The sequence below is a fragment of the Pedobacter borealis DSM 19626 genome, assembly GCF_000708285.2.
Taxonomy (GTDB): Bacteria; Bacteroidota; Bacteroidia; order Sphingobacteriales; family Sphingobacteriaceae; genus Pedobacter; species Pedobacter borealis.
This window is the reverse complement of the sequence record NZ_JAUG01000006.1, coordinates 1-18191: the sequence shown is the minus strand read 5'-3', so window position 1 is coordinate 18191 and position 18191 is coordinate 1. Positions and strand designations below refer to the sequence as shown.

General features: G+C 37.4%; 20 protein-coding genes. 4 read left to right on the top strand and 16 right to left on the bottom strand.

The annotated features are described in order from the left end of the window. From AW17_RS03160 to AW17_RS03105, 13 genes are all read right to left on the bottom strand, one after another. Nucleotides 1-420: a GPW/gp25 family protein gene (locus AW17_RS03160; protein ID WP_029274657.1), complete on the bottom strand. Its 420-nt coding sequence runs from the start codon at nt 418-420 to the stop codon at nt 1-3. Nucleotides 421-423: 3 nt separating this feature from the next. Beyond that, nucleotides 424-702, bottom strand: a complete 279-nt coding sequence (locus AW17_RS03155) for a PAAR domain-containing protein (protein WP_029274656.1) — start codon at nt 700-702, stop codon at nt 424-426. A gap of 4 nt (nt 703-706) precedes the next feature. Further along, entirely contained in the window at nt 707-2434 is a 1728-nt protein-coding gene (gene vgrG / locus AW17_RS03150) for a type VI secretion system tip protein VgrG (protein WP_029274655.1), read from the bottom strand. A gap of 6 nt (nt 2435-2440) precedes the next feature. Continuing rightward, entirely contained in the window at nt 2441-3160 is a 720-nt protein-coding gene (locus tag AW17_RS03145) for a CIS tube protein (RefSeq protein ID WP_029274653.1), read from the bottom strand. 2 nt (nt 3161-3162) lie between these two features. Next, nucleotides 3163-3324 (bottom strand): DUF5908 family protein, encoded by a 162-nt coding sequence (locus AW17_RS24045; RefSeq protein ID WP_157280201.1) that lies wholly within the window; start codon nt 3322-3324, stop codon nt 3163-3165. Nucleotides 3325-3335: 11 nt separating this feature from the next. Then, a complete protein-coding gene (locus AW17_RS03140; RefSeq protein WP_029274652.1) occupies nt 3336-3803 on the bottom strand; it encodes a phage tail protein in 468 nt (155 codons plus the stop codon). A 5-nt stretch (nt 3804-3808) separates the two neighbouring features. Next, complete coding sequence (locus tag AW17_RS03135; RefSeq protein WP_029274651.1) at nt 3809-4243, bottom strand: phage tail protein; 435 nt, start codon at nt 4241-4243, stop codon at nt 3809-3811. Between the two features lie 21 nt (nt 4244-4264). Continuing rightward, nucleotides 4265-5710, bottom strand: coding sequence for a phage tail sheath family protein (locus tag AW17_RS03130; protein WP_029274650.1), 1446 nt, complete (start codon nt 5708-5710; stop codon nt 4265-4267). A 4-nt stretch (nt 5711-5714) separates the two neighbouring features. Continuing rightward, nucleotides 5715-7496 carry a phage tail sheath family protein gene (locus tag AW17_RS23505; protein ID WP_029274649.1) on the bottom strand — a complete coding sequence of 594 codons (1782 nt, stop codon included), beginning with the start codon at nt 7494-7496 and terminating at the stop codon, nt 5715-5717. A gap of 17 nt (nt 7497-7513) precedes the next feature. Next, nucleotides 7514-8623 carry a hypothetical protein gene (locus tag AW17_RS03120; protein ID WP_029274648.1) on the bottom strand — a complete coding sequence of 370 codons (1110 nt, stop codon included), beginning with the start codon at nt 8621-8623 and terminating at the stop codon, nt 7514-7516. Further along, entirely contained in the window at nt 8620-9228 is a 609-nt protein-coding gene (locus AW17_RS03115) for a Pvc16 family protein (RefSeq protein ID WP_051691606.1), read from the bottom strand. Before AW17_RS03115 ends, AW17_RS03120 begins: the two co-directional genes overlap by 4 nt. A gap of 489 nt (nt 9229-9717) precedes the next feature. Continuing rightward, nucleotides 9718-10410 carry a lysoplasmalogenase gene (locus AW17_RS03110; protein WP_029274646.1) on the bottom strand — a complete coding sequence of 231 codons (693 nt, stop codon included), beginning with the start codon at nt 10408-10410 and terminating at the stop codon, nt 9718-9720. Further along, the gene (locus AW17_RS03105) at nt 10400-11617 is read right to left on the bottom strand and encodes a sterol desaturase family protein (RefSeq protein ID WP_029274645.1); all 1218 of its coding nucleotides are present in this window, start codon (nt 11615-11617) and stop codon (nt 10400-10402) included. Before AW17_RS03105 ends, AW17_RS03110 begins: the two co-directional genes overlap by 11 nt. 197 nt (nt 11618-11814) lie before the next feature. Between AW17_RS03105 and AW17_RS03100 the strand changes: the two genes are divergently transcribed. Further along, the gene (locus AW17_RS03100) at nt 11815-12165 is read left to right on the top strand and encodes a hypothetical protein (RefSeq protein ID WP_029274644.1); all 351 of its coding nucleotides are present in this window, start codon (nt 11815-11817) and stop codon (nt 12163-12165) included. Between the two features lie 5 nt (nt 12166-12170). Here AW17_RS03100 and AW17_RS03095 read toward each other — a convergent pair whose 3' ends face one another. Continuing rightward, nucleotides 12171-12731, bottom strand: a complete 561-nt coding sequence (locus AW17_RS03095) for a very short patch repair endonuclease (RefSeq protein ID WP_245234996.1) — start codon at nt 12729-12731, stop codon at nt 12171-12173. Between the two features lie 398 nt (nt 12732-13129). Here AW17_RS03095 and AW17_RS03090 point away from each other — a divergent pair, with 398 nt between their 5' ends. Further along, complete coding sequence (locus AW17_RS03090) at nt 13130-13762, top strand: phosphatase PAP2 family protein (RefSeq protein WP_029274642.1); 633 nt, start codon at nt 13130-13132, stop codon at nt 13760-13762. On the opposite strand, the gene AW17_RS03085 is transcribed toward AW17_RS03090, so the two are convergent. After that, the gene (locus AW17_RS03085; RefSeq protein ID WP_157280200.1) at nt 13759-14367 is read right to left on the bottom strand and encodes a Crp/Fnr family transcriptional regulator; all 609 of its coding nucleotides are present in this window, start codon (nt 14365-14367) and stop codon (nt 13759-13761) included. The genes AW17_RS03090 and AW17_RS03085 overlap by 4 nt on opposite strands. A gap of 219 nt (nt 14368-14586) precedes the next feature. On the opposite strand from AW17_RS03085, the gene AW17_RS03080 reads away from it, so the two are divergent. Continuing rightward, nucleotides 14587-15252, top strand: coding sequence for an HAD family hydrolase (locus tag AW17_RS03080; RefSeq protein ID WP_029274640.1), 666 nt, complete (start codon nt 14587-14589; stop codon nt 15250-15252). Between the two features lie 66 nt (nt 15253-15318). Here the strand turns inward: AW17_RS03080 and AW17_RS03075 are convergent, their stop codons facing one another. Beyond that, nucleotides 15319-16491, bottom strand: coding sequence for an aldose epimerase family protein (locus AW17_RS03075; protein WP_029274639.1), 1173 nt, complete (start codon nt 16489-16491; stop codon nt 15319-15321). Between the two features lie 405 nt (nt 16492-16896). Here AW17_RS03075 and mgrA point away from each other — a divergent pair, with 405 nt between their 5' ends. Continuing rightward, nucleotides 16897-17886, top strand: coding sequence for an L-glyceraldehyde 3-phosphate reductase (gene mgrA, locus AW17_RS03070; RefSeq protein WP_029274638.1), 990 nt, complete (start codon nt 16897-16899; stop codon nt 17884-17886). Nucleotides 17887-18191 lie beyond the last annotated feature (305 nt).

Here is an 18191-nt window from a genome sequence, read left to right as displayed (position 1 = left end):
TCAAATATTTGTTCCTTCAGTTAAATAATATGGGTAAACAATATTGTTCCTGGTATTGGTACTTCTAATGGTATATTCTACCACCAGGTTAATTACCCCAAACTCTACATTTTTAAAAACATCCAGTTTATCGAGCTTAATGCGTGGCTCGTAATAAATTATTGCTCTTCTAATCCTTTCGGTTATCCGCGTTACCAGCGTAACATTAATGGGTTCAAAAATCATATCTTCTACATTGCAGCCATACTCAGCCTGCATCACCCTTTCGCCAACCGCTGTTCCGAACAGGATCTCGAGACTTTGGTTAATATCTGCCACATCGCTTACCATGTTGGTAGCAAAGCGGTTTATACCTTCGTATTTGACTATCTCTGGCGGAAAGGCCCATCCCTTACCTAAAAAATTGCTTTCTGTATCCATTTTTTAACCTATTGAAACTGTCGGACACCCAACTACAGCACTAGCACCACATATACAGGTATCGCCTGTTCTAACCGCTGGCAAACCACCTATCAACACTGTCGCACTTCCCGCCGAAAAAGGACTTACGGTAGGTTGATGAGTGTTGGGCGGCAGTACACAAACATGATTATCGCCAACTACACAGGCAGGCATGCCCCCAATTAATACCGTTGGTACGCCAGGACCTATAATTGTTCCACCATGGTTTGTGGTATCGGTAACTCTTGCTGCGTTTGCCATATTTTTAATTTATCTGCACCATACTTCCTTTAACTTTTGTAATAGCGGATGAACTGACTTCTGTCCCCGCGCTTCCACTTAATTTTAATTGTGCGTTGGCATTGGTTGTAATATTGGTTCCATCTATTTTAAAATCACCTGATGCTTTTAGTATGATATCTTTAATACTTTCTATCTTGATCCCATCCTCGCTCATCTCTATTTTATTCCCGTTAATATCCTGAATGGCAACCTGTTTCTGATCTTCATCCAGTGTAATAAAATTGCCTCCAGGTGTTTCTATCTTTATGATCTTCTTTTCATCATCAAATAATACCTGAAGTTTTGATTTGGTAGATAATCCTTTTAAATAATTATCATCTTTTGCTTCTAGGTGAGGTGGAAATGAACTGCTATACAATCTACCCAAAATCACTGCATCGCGGGGATCATCATTTATAAAACCAATAATTACCTCATCGTTTATTTCGGGATTCCAAACCCATCCATGTTCTTTTCCTGCATCTACACTGGCCAATCTTGCCCAAATACCATCGCCTTCATTTTCGACAGTGGGCAAACGTACCCTTATTCTATTTTCACCATCGGGATCGTTTTCCAATTGGGTAACAATGCCGATCTGTAAACCATTTACCGGGGGGATGATCCCTGTGGCAGGCTTTTCTACAATATCATCGAAATTGTAGCTATGCATTTTTTTATCAAGGCCAAACTGTACATGGCTGTACCAGGCGGCTTCGCCAGAGTAACTGTGGATTATACCTGTAACCCAACATTTCCCACTAAACCTTTCGCCTATTCCCAATAATTCAACTATAATTCCGGGTTTTAACTTGTTATCGCCCTGCACCCTAAAATTGCCGATAACCCTGTTCAACCTGCTTCTAAACAGTTGTGCTGTTGCCCATTCGGTCGATTCCTGTTCAGCTACATTACCCGAATGATATAGGCTATTATCTTCCCAGCCCAATACTTCGGCCAAATCATCGCCGGAAATATTACCTTGCTGGGGCAAAGTTTTTGCGACCGATGTACCTTCTTTTACTTCCTGATTGGTATAATTCCAGTTTTTGGTTAATACCTGTGGATATTGGGTGCGGGCATCCATCTGGGCTTCAAAATCATAAATCTCCGATCCATAGGTATAAGTTGCCGTGCTTTCCTGACTGGCATTGGGCATACCGATAGTCAATTTTCCTGCTTCTGCTATAACCAAGGCACTGTTTAGCTCGGCCCTGGTAACAATAAAATCCCAATTACTGCAATTAAATTGCACCAATTGTTTATGTTGTAAACCCAATCCGTCAATATCAGCCGTAATTCCATTCTGGCCTACCAGATCGGTTATTGCATCGCTATCACTTGCGTCTTCCCATATCTTATTTTTTCGCCCTGCGGTAAGTTTAACGGCTTTATCTCTACAATCTATTTCCATTTGGCTTCCATCCTCGTTAGCCCTAATGGTTTGACTGATAATTAAACCAGAGAATATCACTTCGTTTTCGCCATTGTAGCCAGCAGAAATGCTTATTTCAGCCCCTGGGATAAAATTGGTTCCATTGCTTAAATCGAAATTTTGCGCAGCCGCACTACCATCCATTACTACCACTTTGGCTTTTGGTATGGCATTAACGACATTGGTTACCACAATTTCCAAAATACCAACAGCATCGGGCAGAACTTGTCCGTTTACGGTAATGCTAAAGCTTTGTACTCCTGAGTTGGCTGGCATGGTGTATTATTTTTCAATCGGAGGAAACGAAATGTTTTGTCCTTGTTTTAATTTCCTAAAATTGTTCAGTTTATTGGCTTTGGCCACTTCTAAGTAATATCTATCGGTTTTATAAATATTATAAGTCATTAATGGAAGCGAATTATCGCCTTCAACATTTCTGTAATGTGTTAAATCGGGCGAACTGCGCCGTTGCTCGTTAGATTGCTCGGTAAGGGAGGTATAACTGGTGAAAGTACAATCTGTTTTGGCCCTTAATGGTTTTCCCGTATTATCAAACAAGGTGTAGGTAACTTTAACAGCTGTTAACATTCCCTGAAAAGTGAGCTCGCCCCAGTGTATTTTTAAAAAATTTGGCTGATGGGTATCTTCTTTAATTTTAAAACAGGTATCGATAAATTTTTCGATTACTTTATGTACTGTTTTATCATTCTGAACATCGGCCTGAAAAGTAGAATTGCCTGAGTAAGAAGCTGATGTTGCATCCCACAAAAGATCGAGATTTAGCTCCTTGCCCCTTGTTGATTTAAACTCGCCAACACCATCAGCTGCATTTACAGGCGCATCATGATCGAGTTCATTTTTGTAATCGATAAAATAAGTATTGGGATTGTACAATACCTTAAAGGTTTCGATTGGCGAACCCGAAAAGTTATTGTCAGAATAAACATCTATTACGAGTTTTTCTAAATTACCCAATTCATCATGAAGCTGACTTAAAGCCATAGTTACCTCTCATTCTTATTTTTGATCTGTAATCTCAACTCCTCCAATGCCTTTTTCATTTTGTTATCTGTAGCTGTTTGACCGGTTCTGCCTGGCACTGTAGATCCGGCTACATTATTGGTTACCGTTGCGGTAATGTTTAATTCTCTAATTTCTACTGGCATATTTGAATCCTTTAAATTTCTACCCGCCTGAAATATTGATGGGCAAACTCGATACTTTCGATCACCAAGCCGTTTTGTTGTGCGTTAAAGCCTTCTATCGACCAGCGTATTGGATATGCATTAACAAAATTCCAGGCCTGTAAGGGTTGATGTTCATCGTTAAGCAAAATCAAGGTGATATCTTTCGGGCTAAACGTAAAACTTTCTACACATTCTTTAAACCACTGCATTGCTTTAGAGTTAAATAGCAAACCACGCTTTAGCGTAAGGTTACTGTAGGTTACTGCCGTTGGGAGTTTATGCGCAAAACGGTTTTCTCCACCTTCCTTATACTCTTCGGTAGCAATGCTCGATTCTAAACCGGTGGCATCGGTAAAACCTATATCGTCTACTCCATCATAAGACAAGCCCTCTATCTGCAATAGAAAATGAAAACCCACCGGAGGATTTGGCGATGGTGAATTGGATATAGAGAACATATAACCTAGGTAAATTCGATGCTTAAACCTTCATGTGCTAACTCAACCGTTTCTATAGCTACCTCGTTACCGGTAGAATTTAGCGTTGGTCCATCCATTTTTGATGGCCAGGCCTGTCTAACTTTCCAAACCACTACCGGTTCATGACTTTCGTTCAGTAAGCTGATAGTAAGGTCTCTCCGTTCTATTTTATTTAAACTCACCGTGTTAAACCATTGAAAAAGTTCATTATCACCTTTGGTTATGCCTCTTTTCATCGAAATCGCAGTATACTGCTGCATTCCTGGCATTTTGGTAACATGGTATTCTGGTGAATTTCCTTCGCGATAATCTATCGATTGAGTTTCTACCATTAAACCACTAACTTCTGTAAAACCAATTCGCGAGCCGCCCCATTCCACTTGAAAGTGAAATACCGGCAATGGATAAGTATTTGCCATAATTTTATAATTTATGATGAATTATTCTTGTAGTTTATGTGAGAATTTCAGGATGATAAATTCTGCTGGCCTCACAGCTGCCATACCTATCTCCACATTCATTCTACCCTCTAAAATATCAAGGGAAGTCATGGTAACACCTAAGCCTATGCGAACAAAATAGGCATCATCGGGTTTTGCCCCCTGCAACGCACCCTGTCGCCATAGCTGGTTTAAAAAATTCTCGCACATGGCTTTCACGCGCAGCCAGGTATTGGCATCATTTTGTTCGAAAACAACAAATTCGGTGGCTTTTTTAACGCTTTCTTCTACAAAATTGTAAAAACGCCTTACCGAAATGTACCTCCATTCGTTATCGTTTCCAGCCAAGGTTCGGGCACCCCAAACCAACGTGCCTTTGCCAGTAAAAAAGCGGATTACATTTATTGATTTACCTGTAGTTGGATCAATATTTAGTGTTTCCTGTTGTTGTGCAGTCACCTTTAATGATGGTCCGGTAACCATTTTCACACTCTCATTGGCTGGTGCCTTCCATACGCCCCGATTGTTATCAACCCTGGCCATTATCCCTGCAACAGCACTCGATGGTGGTAAATCGATTACGTTTTTATCCATCTCATTTGTTAAAGCACGGTAAGTATTTAAATCCATTGCTTTTATGGCTGATAAGGTTGCATCGTTGTATGGTCCGTTAGCGCCATTTACCAGATGTTTTACGACAATAGAATCGTTGTAGCCATAACTTAAAGTACTTTGTAGCCAAGGGTAATAAACTGCTCCATATTTTAAATAATCGGCACTGATATCATCTCTAATCACTCCGGCATCGGTAAAGGGAGAATCGGATAGTACCCAGGCATCAAAAATTGCAATCCGATCCTGCAGTTTAGCACATTGTGCCAAAGCGTAATCATAGGCATCTTTATAACCCGAAGTAGCACCAAATGAAGTATGCTGATCTGTAAAAATGAGCATGGTTGGTTCATCCACTTTTGCAATTGCATCTAAACAGGCTTTAGCTTTTACGGTTGTAATGGTTGAAGCTACATCGTAATCGCCACATGAAACTATATAACAAGGGCCACCACCGTTTGCATAAAACATCTGTATAGCATAGTACATGTATTTACCACTTGTGGCACTCTTTTTAGCATTACAGGTAATTACGCGTTTTACTACCTTACCGGCAACTTCCGTATCGGTTATGGTTGGGATTCCACTGGTTTCGAAAACAGCAGTTTCAGAATTGGCCCCACCAAAATACTTTTGATAATCGAGAAATGAAGTAATGCGGATGGGTGTTGGTAATTTTCCTCCTGTAGGCAGAATATTGTTTCCATTTTCATCTTTAGCAAACTCTGTTCTGCCCATAAATGCCGGTATAGCTGTTTCTACAGGTGCTATTGATGCAGGCAGTTTACTTATTTCCTCTATATAAACGCCAGGGGTTTTATAATTAGTTGCCATAATTTTAAGATTTTGCTAATAAGTGAGAAAATTTAAGAACAATAAATTCTGCTGGTCTAACGGCTGCCATTCCAATCTCGATAATCAACCGTCCTTCTAAAATATCAAGAGCCGTCATGGTGATGCCCAGACCTACATTTACAAAAAATGCATCTTCAGGTTTTGCACCAGCCAAAGCTCCTTGTCGCCACAGTTGATTTAAGAAATTCTGGCACATGGTTTTTACACGCATCCATGTTTTGGCATCATTGGGCTCAAAAACCACAAACTCTGTGGCTTTCTTTATCGATTCTTCAACCATAATAAAAAGTCGCCTTACGGGTACGTAGCGCCATTCATTATCATTCCCCGCCAATGTTCTGGCTCCCCAAACCAAGGTTCCTCTACCTGCAAATTTTCTGATTACATTAATACTTTTCCCTGATGTTGCATCTACATTGAGGTAATCTTGTTCTTCATCGCTTATTGTAATCAGTGGTTTATCAACGGTAAGCACGCTTACATTGGCTGGCGCTTTCCATACACCACGTTCGTTATCTACCCGCGCCATAATACCTGCAACTATACCAGAAGGATAAAGTGGAACCGTATACGCATCAAGCGCTACTTTTATCTGATTGAATAAGGCAAAATCATTGCTATCAAATCCACCTTTTAAAAATGGCGCGCTTAAGGTTATGCGAGGGATATTTCCTTTTGGATCATAAACAATGGGGATAGCATTTCCGGCATTGCCAGCTGCTTTAGCAGTGACGGTTACTACAGCTAAATTTGCAGCAACATCAATCAAAGTCATTAAATCGGCATTACCTGCAATTGCAGCTCTTAAAGCTGCTGCTGTAGCGGTTTCGTCGGCACCGATTACAATGCCACCTGTACCGCCAAAAGTAAAACTAAACCCGGCTATGGCAATTGAGTGTCCGGTTAAGGTAATCCCCCCTATAGTTATTGTACCTGTGGCTTTTATTGCGGTAACCGCATCTTTTTCAATAATTTTTGTAATGGCTTTTTTGGTATTTACAACTTTTTTATAAATACCCAGGTTACTTCCGCCACGGTTATCAGCCGCTATTTTTATGTTTTCGTCAGTTACGCGGTTATAAGTGGCTCCACTTTGTATCTGAGGATAATAGGTGGCTCCGTATTTAAGGTTATCTGCACTTACAAAATCATTTCTAAATTTATCGGCCACTAAATAAGCTGTTGTTAAGCCTGCTTGTGGCGTATCCATTATGGTAAAACGGTCTTGTAGTTTGGCACATTGTGCCAGCATGGCATCGTTTAATTCTTTAATATCCGCACCTGAAGTTAAAGCTGTAATTTCGGGGATAAGCAGGAGTGTAATTTCATCTTCCCGCTCGCAGGCCTGTAAACCAAGTTTTAGTTCAGACTTTGTTATATCTGGTGTATCTTCGAAGTCACCCACCGAAACAACCCAGCAAGGGCCACCCCCGTTTTCGTAAAACATTTTTACATGATAGTATAAGATATAGCCAGAAACAGTTGTGGCCGGAGTAACTTCAATCTTTGGTATTAATTTACCAGGTTCGGGTTCATTAATGGTTACCTCGAGCACTTCTGGAAAGGCACTACCAAAAAAAACTTCAAACTCTAACAGAGAGGTAATACGCACTGGGGTATTGATAGCGAAAGCTACGCCGTTTTTCTCCCGCTTTGCGGTATATCCGATGAAGCTTGGTATTGCGGTTTCTACTTGTGCAATTGATGGGGGTATTGTCGAAATCTCTTCAATATATACTCCCGGATGTTTATATGTTAGCGCCATATCATCATGAATTATTTTTAAACATATACATATATTCTACTCTCCTCTCCCGCTTGTTTTTCGGGCATTGGGTTTGGCAAATTCTTGGTTAAAATAACTTCTGTTCCTCCATCTTTTTTACTCAGTTGTAAGCCCACTTTTACCTTTTGATAAAAAGGAATTTTAACATTGCTTTTAAAGAGTAATATATCCGCATCGGCTATTTTATTAATCGGATCGGGATCATTGGCAGGCACCGGGTTCCCGGCAAAAGTATATTTGGCATAAGCCGGAATGCCGCTAGGTGTACCATCCAAACTTTTATCTTTTACCAACAAATCAAAATCATCTAAATCAATTCCGCTCTGATTAATTATATAATATTTCCAGATGGTAGATTTCCTTAAAAAATTGATTAGGAATTTTGTTTCTGTAACTATCGTATTGCTTGCTGGCAGCTTCAACTCCAATACACCAAAAATTGACTGGGCACTTAATGCGTTGCTCTTAAAAATTTTATAACTTAGTAAATCGCTTCCTGTATCTGCTGCATTTTTGATCGATAAGTTATATAGACCGTCTGGTAATCTACCCATATCGAGCAGTTTTTCAAAAACTTTACTGCTATTGACTTTAATTTTATAAGGGCCATTTATGGGCAAGCCATCCGTATCAAAAGCAATAACCAGATTATTTTCTGTTGATGAATTTAGCCTCAGGGTAACTTCTGTATTTGCAGGAGGAAGGATAAAATCCAAATTCATTAAATCACCTACGATTCCATCGATAATCTGGTATTCGAGATTGCTGCTTAAACCGTTGTTCGAAAAATAAATCTTTTTATTGCTTAAAAAATCCTTGTTTGGAGCCGTTTCATTTAGTTGTGTAATGGCTAAAAATTTTGCTGCATTATTGAGGTGAATACCAAATTGCAATGTGGTATCTAAAAATTCTATTTTGGGTTTTAAATCTGCTCCAATTTCAGTTATGATATTAAAACCGGTATCAAATATTTTAAATAGCCAGCGTTGGTTAATGATTGTTTTTCTTGAAACTGTTGTAGCTACAAAACTCAAGTCATTGCACAAATTATCTTCATAGTAATTGTGATGCACATTAACTGAAAATAATTTGCGGTAAGCTGTCATAACTTAGTTCTTGTGTTTAATAAAATATTTTCTACTAATCCATCTGGCACCAACTGAACATTTTCCTGTACGGTAATCATCCTGATTTTATATAAAACAGAGGGCAGATAGCTGTGACCGATAATACTCCAGAAATGATTCATCTGTTCAAAATTGAAGCTAAAAAGCTCCGCACTTAAACGTTCAATGTTACTGTCAATAGCACTTAACAAAGGAGAATTGGCTTGTGTAAACACGTTTTTGCCTTGAAAAAATGAAATTACCTGCGATAGTTTTTTTAAGCCCTCTAGGTAATCTAAAGTTGGTGATTCGGTACCGGCATGGTTAAAATTTGCAGAAATAAGTACGTACAGATTCAGGTAGATATCAGGATTGCGAGTTTCTATTTCGCCAAACATATTCCTTACGGTAACCCGCTGATCTTTTATTGCTCTATCCTCTTCAATGTTCATTAAAGTGATACCCATTGTTTTTTCGGGTATGGCCAGTTTCCCCTCAGAAACGACACTGCTTACCACAATAAAATCGTCGTTTGATGTATTGGCAATATTGTTTAAATATCCATTAATTTCTTTCGAAATAAAATCAAGTGCCGTGTTAATCATAGATAAATATTTGGAGCAGAATTTGTTTGATAATCAAACGGTTAATATAAACTTAAATAGGAAAAGCGCTATAGTTATTAACAATTTCAAAAAAAGTTATTAACACTAAATAGTGACTAAAAAACTGTCATTGGAAAGTAAACACCATACTTTTCACAAAAATTAATAACCTAAAGAAATAGTTGTTAACACACTAAAAATCAAGTTGTTAAAAGCAACTCAGGGGAATAAATCTTTTTTCAGACCGAAAAAGATTTTATTTTTCTAAAAACAACCGCCCAGATTAGCTAAATAAGCTAAAAAAGCGCACAAAGTACCTTTAAATGCGTATAATTAATGATACTGGTTTGATATTTTAAGTTTTTTTTTAACCCAGTTCAATTACGAAATTATTTGTTGAGCTATTTTAGAAAATAATATAATTTCAACTGCACTCGAGTACATGTATCAATAGACAATTGAAAACAAAAAATTCAGCGTTTATTTGATTTAAATCTCCGTGCGTTTTACCACTAATTCGCGTGTTATCGTACCATACACAATTAGATATTGCGCAATCATATAGCTTGCCATAATTAAAGCCCCGCTTTGTGGAATGGGCTGAGCGAATTTATTCACGGCCAACACACTGTCTGACAATAAGAAAAACAGCGCCCCATATAGAATGAGTTTAAAGCTGAAAATATTCACTTTCCCATAGCGGTTAACGGCCATAATAGCCATAACCGTGATAATAATGGCATACATTAAAACGGGGAACTGCATTGCTCCTAGTTTTGGTTGCAGGTAGAAAAACAGGCCCGAACAAAAAATAGCAAATGCGCCTACAGCCCACAAAAAATAAGGCGTTTTATGGTTGGGATTCGATCTATGATCGAGTGTAAATGCCCTGATGTAAAAAATATGGCAGGCAACGAAAGCGATTAACCCATAGATAAAAAAACTTGGCTTACCGCTTTGAAACATCAGCAAAATATCACCAGCCCAAGCGAAAATTAATCCGATGAAAATTCTCTTATGGAAACGCCCTTTCAAGTTTGTGCTCAGATAAAGCCATACCAAAAGTACCACCACAATTAATGGCTTAGAGAAATTTCGGAGCTCAATATTATTGGCATATTCGGCATATAGCTGAATTACAAATACAAGGAAAAATATAAATGAAAATAGCTTAGTCTTCATCAGGGTTGGGATTTGCCTTTTGCAAATTAAAAAACCAAATTACGGATATTAACTGGATAGCTACAAAAATTACTTGATATCCGACCGGAAATTTCAAAAATAAAACCAGCAAAACACCAAACAGCAGCCTAAAATACTCGAACTTAATTTGCCATGCCTTTTGTTCTAATAATGCACCACAGGTAATTAATGTGAATATGGTAAAAATAGCTCCCGACACTAAAGCAATGGTTTCCATTTTATGATAAGAAAACAATATTGCGGAACCTGCAGTTAAAGCAACTAAAAACTGGATCAGAACATAACCCGTTAACTTTGATTGATATGCTGGATTATACTTTTTATAGGTTTCTACATTTATTTCCGGCGCATGTTGAAATCCACCCAGGTGTGCTGGAAACCAGCCAGGTGGTTTAAGAAAAACTTTAATTTTATCACTCAATTTAGGTGATTGCTTTGCTGTTTTAACCAGATCATCCCAATAATGAAGATTAGCCCAAACAGGATTCCAGCTGGCCAAAGGTTTGGTGATACCATAATAAACCTCTTCTTCTTCTTTCTGAAAAGTACCAAAAAAGCGGTCCCAGATAATCAATGTACCTGCGTGGTTTTTATCGATATATTTTGGATTAGAGCCATGGTGTACCCGATGATGTGAAGGTGTATTTAAAATATACTCTAAAAAGCCCATGCTTTTAATGGCTCTGGTATGAATCCAAAACTGATACAAAGTATTGAAAGAACTTAATGTTAAAAACATAATCGGATCAAAACCAACAAATGCCAATGGAAGGTAAAATACCCAGCTAAACCAGCCCTGAAACCAGCTTTGCCGCAAAGCCACGGTTAAATTATATTCTTCTGATTGGTGATGTACAATATGTGCTGCCCATAAAGCATTTACTTCGTGGCTCATCCGATGAAACCAATAATAGAAAAAATCGACACTAATAAATAGCAGTATCCAAACCCATATTGTTTTAGGTAATTCAAATAAACGCCAGTGCTCAAAAATATATTTGTAACCAAAAAACAATGCGGTTTTCATAAATATCCCGGTGAGCTGCTGCCCAATACCCTGACTTAAATTGGCAATACTATCATTAAGCCGATAATAATTTAGTTTTTTATAAAAATTATAAGCCAATTCTATTCCGATCAGAATAAAAAACACGGGTACAGATAACGCAATGTAATCTACTTTCATATAAACGCGAAGAAATATTTGGCCAGCAATATTTACTTTACAATTTAGAAAATTTTTAGCTCAACATAAAATCTAATTCATGTAATATTTGTGCTTGTTTGATCTTATTTATTGATTTTCATGAAATTCAGCTTACCTTTGAAAGGCTAAACTAATGCTTTTGGCGTTATTAACTTTTCATTTAAATCATCCCATCTATGAAAAAATTATCTCTCCTGTTGTTGCTAATTGCTTCGGCATTTTATACAAAGAGCCAAACGTTAGTATTAGCCAAAGATGCCGCTCAACATATTGGTAAAAATGTAACCATTTGCGATTCAGTGTATAGCGCAAAAGCTTTAGATAAATTAATTTTAATTAATTTAGGTGGTGCCTATCCAAAAGAGCTGATCACCGTAGTCATCAACAAAGAAGATCAGAGTAAATTCCCTTCAGAACCGTCGAGCATGTTTATGGGAAATAAAATCTGTGTTACCGGAATTATATCTGATTATAAGGGCAAAAAACAGATTTTAGTTACCGATCCGAAGCAGATTACCGTAAAATAAACAGCCTAATCATCAAACTGCGGTATTATTGTCGCTTTAGCTGCCTCGATATAAAGTAAAACCTGATTAACACAAGCTGTTAAACTTTCTTGTACCTCGTGTTCCCAAAAGCGCATTACGGTATAACCTTGAGCATGTAGCTGTTGGTTAATATGTTTGTCGCGTTGCATATTTCGTTCAATCTTCGGAATCCAAAAACCAGAATTTGTTTTTAAAGCTGATTTCTTTTCATCCCATTTGTAACCATGCCAAAAATCGCCATCTACAAATATGGCGAGCCTATACTTATTGATAACCAGATCGGGTTTGCCAGGAAAATTTTTAGGATGGATTCTGAACCTAACATGTTTGCCCCAAAGCGCCTTGCGCAGTTTCAACTCGGCCAAGCTATTTTTCGCCCTAATTTTAGACATATTTTTACTCCGCTGTGCAGTGGTGTAAAAACCGGCACTTTCTTCAAAGCGGGGGACTTTAATATCCTCATCTTTATACGGCTTAGGCTCCATACCAAAGAAAACCATTAATAGGTATAAATTGTTTAAAATATTGGCGACAGAAAGGGGCAATATTGATCAACCTAAGCACCTCCTCATTTAAAGGAGGGGAGCTTAGGCTGGAGCGTTAATACAAAACGTATAATTTATGAGTAAATTGTCGAACGGTGTGCTCCTTCAGTCGGCAGGAAATTAATCCTGCCAACCTCGTAAGCATAGATATCCTTATTATCTGATTCGAAGATTGAAAATCATTTCAACATATCATAACGGATTATACAGATAGGCGTATTTCCTTGATGAATCGTTTTATTTCCTTGATGAATATTTTTGGTCTTGTAGCTTTTCTTATACTTAAATTTAGACTTTCACCGATTTTGATCCTCAACCTCATCCATTTCTAAAAAGCTGAAACTTTTGCATCTATTGGTATAAAATCCATAGTTTTGGTTTTTGATCAACCTATATCTATGCTTTTAAAACGAAATACGCTAATTTTTATACTCATTTTATTGATTGCTGCATTTACTTGTTTAAGTTTTTTCATTGCGCAGCATCCCATACTTGATTTTGACATTAAAACTTCGTTGTTTATTCAGCAATATCATGCAGATTGGTTAGATAAATTGATGTTGGCCATCAGTTTTTTTGGAGAACTCCCCTATTCATTACTTTCGGTAGTAGTGGTAGCAATCATATTTTACCAGCAAAAGTATAAACGCGAAGGCCTTTTCGTTTCAACGGTGCTCTTGTCTGGATTAATTATCCTGGGTATAAAAAATGTGATTAACCGCCCACGCCCTACCGCATTTTATGTACGGCTGGTGGAAATAAACCGCTTTCAGAGCTATCCTAGTGGGCATGTACTTTCTTATACCCTCTTTTTTGGCTTCTTGATTATTTTGATGAATACTTTGAAAGATGTGCCAAAGTTAACTAGAAATATAGTGACTTATTTATCAGCATTTTTGATGATCACCATTGCCCCATCCAGAATTTATCTGGGTGCACATTGGTTTACCGATACAGTTGGTGGTTTTCTGTTAGGCTTAATCTGCCTTTTCCCGCTTTGCTATTTTTACTTCAAAAAGAAAGCAAATTAAGTCTTTTCTTCTATCTTTTCTTTCTTTCTGATCCTGCTTAAAGTTTCGATTCGCATCCCCAGGTAGCTGGCCAAAAATTTTAGAGGAACCCTTGACTTTATAGTAGGATACCCGATTTTAAATTGTTTGTACCTTATTTCTGCTGAGGGGATTCGTGATAAAATAGATCGCTCTTGCGACATATGGTAATGTATAGCCAATAATTTTCTGGCCAAAATGTTGGTTTCAGGAAATTGCACATACAAGTCGTCAATAAAACGATATGGGAGTATAAGCAGTTCCGAATCTTCCAGCGCCTGATATTGTTCCTGATAAGTTGGGACAAGGCTACCTGGATTTCGAATACTGCCAATCAGGTGATTTTCGTCAGTTAACCAGGCGGTAATATCTTTTCCTTCATCCAGTACAAAAGCCCGTACCAAGCCTTTAACAATAAAGAATAAACAATTGCCACTAATATTGCTAAGATCAGGCAAAATCTCATTCTTACGTACGGTGATTTTGAATGTTTCAGTTTTTGCCCGCTCAATTATTTCTTTTCTTAATGGCTGCAGCTCATTTAAATACTTGATAAGAGGATCACTTTCATGATAGGCAGCAGTCATAATATTATCCCGGGTTTTAAAACGATGCAAGCTATTGCTTGAATACCGGATTTCCAAATATGGAAACGAGTTCAACAGCCAAAAAATTACAGTTGTGGAAAATTTATTTTTCAGGCTATCCGTTTTCAATACCACTTTTAAGCATAAATTATTTGTTAAATTTTCGCTTTGATAACTATATTTTACTTAATCATAAAAAAATCTAATAATTTTGCCGCCATGACGAATAATAAACCAAAAGCTTTTCTTTTCGATCTTAATGGAACCATGATTAACGATATGGCTTTCCACAATCATGCCTGGCATAACATACTTACAAAAGATTTAGGCGCAAGTATTAGCTTCGATGCGGTTAAAAAACAGATGTACGGTAAAAACCAAGATCTGTTAGAACGTGTTTTTGGTATTGGTCATTTTTCTCAGGAACAGATTGATCAGATTTCAATCGAAAAAGAACATAGATATCAAGCTGCTTATAAAAAACATTTAACGTTAATAGCAGGTTTAGGCGATTTTTTAGAAAAAGCAAAACAATCAGGCATTCAAATGGCGATTGGCTCTGCTGCTATTCCCTTCAATATTAATTTTGTACTCGATAATTTAAATGTCCGTTCCTATTTTAAAGCCATAGTAAGTGCCGAAGATGTGGTAAATAGTAAACCCGATCCGGAAACTTTTACCAAAGGGGCAGAAATTTTAGGCATTACAGCCAGCCAATGCATAGTTTTTGAAGATGCACCCAAAGGTGTTGAAGCAGCACAGAATGCCGGGATGAGATGTGTTGTACTTACAACCATGCATACTAAAGAAGAATTTGCAGCTTACAACAACATTATAGCTTTCATAGAAGATTATACAGATCCAGTTTTACAAGAACTTTTCTAAATTAAAACGACCTGCATTTCAACAGGCCGTTTTAATTTTATCATTGTTGGAAAATCACCAAAACAATTATTTGGTAAATTTATATACCGAGCTTGTTTTATACACCTGCCCAGGCTTTAAAACCGTTGATGGAAAAGCGGGTTGATTTGGTGAATCTGGAAAATGCTGTGTTTCTAATGCAATTGCTGTTCTAAAATCATCTTTAGCCCCAGTTTTAAAAGTATTTTTACTTTGCATAAAGTTGCCGCTATAAAATTGTAAGCCTGGCTCCTGCGTATAAATATCCATCACTATACCCGACTTATCTCCTTTAACCGTAGCCGCATGGAACATGCCCATAGCTTTGGTTTTATTTAGCACGTAGTTATGATCATAACCCTTCCCAAAGGTTAACTGTTCGTTTTTATCGTTTATACGCGCACCAATGGTAGTTGCTTTGGTAAAATCGAACGGTGTTCCCTTAACCTTTTCAATCTTTCCTGTCGGGATCAGGGTAGAATCAACAGGCGTGTACTCATCTGCATAAATCTGTACCTCGTGGTTCAAAATCTCACCGCTTCCATCACCATTTAAATTAAAGAATGCGTGGTTTGTTAAATTTACGATAGTGGTTTTATCGGTTTTAGCTTCATAGTCCATTTTCAGTTCATTATCATCCGTTAAGGTATAAGTTACTTTAACATCTAAATTGCCTGGAAAATTTTCATCGCCATCTTTTGATAAGTAATGAAGCACTAAGGTATTGGCACTTGGCTGCGTAGCATCCCAAACAACATATTGATAGCCTTTTTTTCCGCCATGAAGGGTATTCTGTCCATTATTGGTAAACAGCGAATAGGTTTTACCTTCAAGCGTAAATTTACCCTTTGCTATGCGGTTGCCATATCGGCCAATAGTTGCACCAAAATAGGGCTCGGTTGATTTTTCGTAATCATGAATACTTTTAAAACCCACTACCACATCAACTAACTTACCATCTTTATTTGGCACCAGTAAACTAACCAAACGGCCACCGTAATTGGTAAAAATAGCCTCCGCATCATTATTATTCTTTAAGGTATACAACGTTGTTTGTTTACCATCAATTTCCTTTTTAAAAGAATCGGCGACAAGTTTTACAACGGCTATTGAGTCGTTTTTTAAACGATCAGCTGATGAAGATTTTTTGGTTCCGGATTGACAAGATGCAAAGCCGATTACAGCTAGCATACCGAGGCTCGTTATGGATTGTAATTTCATAAAGTGGATACTTGGTTTAGATTTTTTAATTAAGTTTTTAAATATAAGTATATGACATAACTTTACAAAAAAACGATTTAGAATAATCAAAAATGCATATTATTAAAGAATAATTTAATTAAACATCAGCAATGATACGATTTGTAGAAATGGTGATAACAAAATGTTGAACGATTGAAAATCTTTGATTTATTTTTATCGTCTTCCTGATCCGATAACCATCAGATTTATTTCAGGGTCTTTTTTAAAGATGAGCTAAATACAATGTTGAATGAATTCAGCATGACGATTATTATACAGCTAAATTGAACTTTCAGCGTTTTTACTGATTTGAAGATAATATTAACCTAATATCAATTAAAATCCAGTAAAACTGATTATTATTGCGGCAATCAAATTCCAAATATGAATCAAATCATTTCAACAGACCGTTACGACAAAATGCTATATCGCCGTTGTGGAAACAGTGGCATAAAATTGCCTGCGATATCGTTGGGTTTATGGCATAATTTCGGGCATGTTAACGTTTTTGAAAACAGCAAAAACCTAATCTACACTGCTTTTAACAATGGAATTACCCATTTCGATTTAGCAAATAATTATGGTCCGCCTCCAGGCTCCGCTGAAGAAGTTTTCGGAAAAATTCTTTATGAGGATTTTAGGGGCTATCGTGATGAAATGATTATTTCAAGCAAAGCCGGATATACCATGTGGGATGGTCCTTATGGCGACTGGGGTTCGAAAAAATATCTGGTTTCCAGTTTAGACCAGAGCTTAAAACGCATGAAACTGGATTATGTTGATATTTTTTACCACCACCGTCCAGATCCTGAAACTCCACTTGAAGAAACTATGGGGGCTTTAAGTCTTTTGGTTCAACAGGGAAAAGCCTTATATGTAGGTATTTCGAATTATAAGGCAGAAGAGGCCGTGAAAGCGATCAAAATTTTAAAAGATAATGGTACTCCATGTTTAATTCACCAGCCTAAATATTCGATGTTTGAACGTTGGGTAGAAGATGGTTTACTTGATGTTTTGGGACAAAATGGTGTGGGTTGTATTCCATTTTCGCCATTGGCACAAGGTTTACTTACCGATAAATATTTACATGGCATTCCTTCTGATTCGAGAGTAGCCACCAGTGGTATTTTCCTGAAAGAAAGCAATATTACGCCCGAGAAAATTGCCGTGATTGCCAAACTAAATGATGTTGCCAAATCGCGTGGACAAAAATTAGCACATATGGCTTTATCGTGGATACTGAAAGACGAGAGAATTACTACGGTATTAATAGGCGCCAGTAAACCAGAGCAGATTACGGATTCAATTAAAGCTTTAGATAATATAAAATTTAGTGATACTGAAGTAAAACTGATTGATGAAATTTTAAGTTAAAAAAATCGATCGTCATTTCGGCAGCAGTGTCCAAAGGAACTGCTTCTGAGAAGAAATCTTTGAACAATCCAATAAACATGGTTCAAAGATTTCTATTTCGACTCAACATCCTACCGTGTGGACACATCTTTTGTTAATTCTATAGTTGTTTTTAACACACATTCCTAAGGCAATCGTCATGCTGAATTTATTTCAGCATCTTTTTAGCGTGAAAGACCCTGAAATAAATTCAGGGTGACGACCGTCTTAACAGAAAACTTGATTAAAACGCCACAAAATGAGATTTAATAATCGAACTCAGGTTA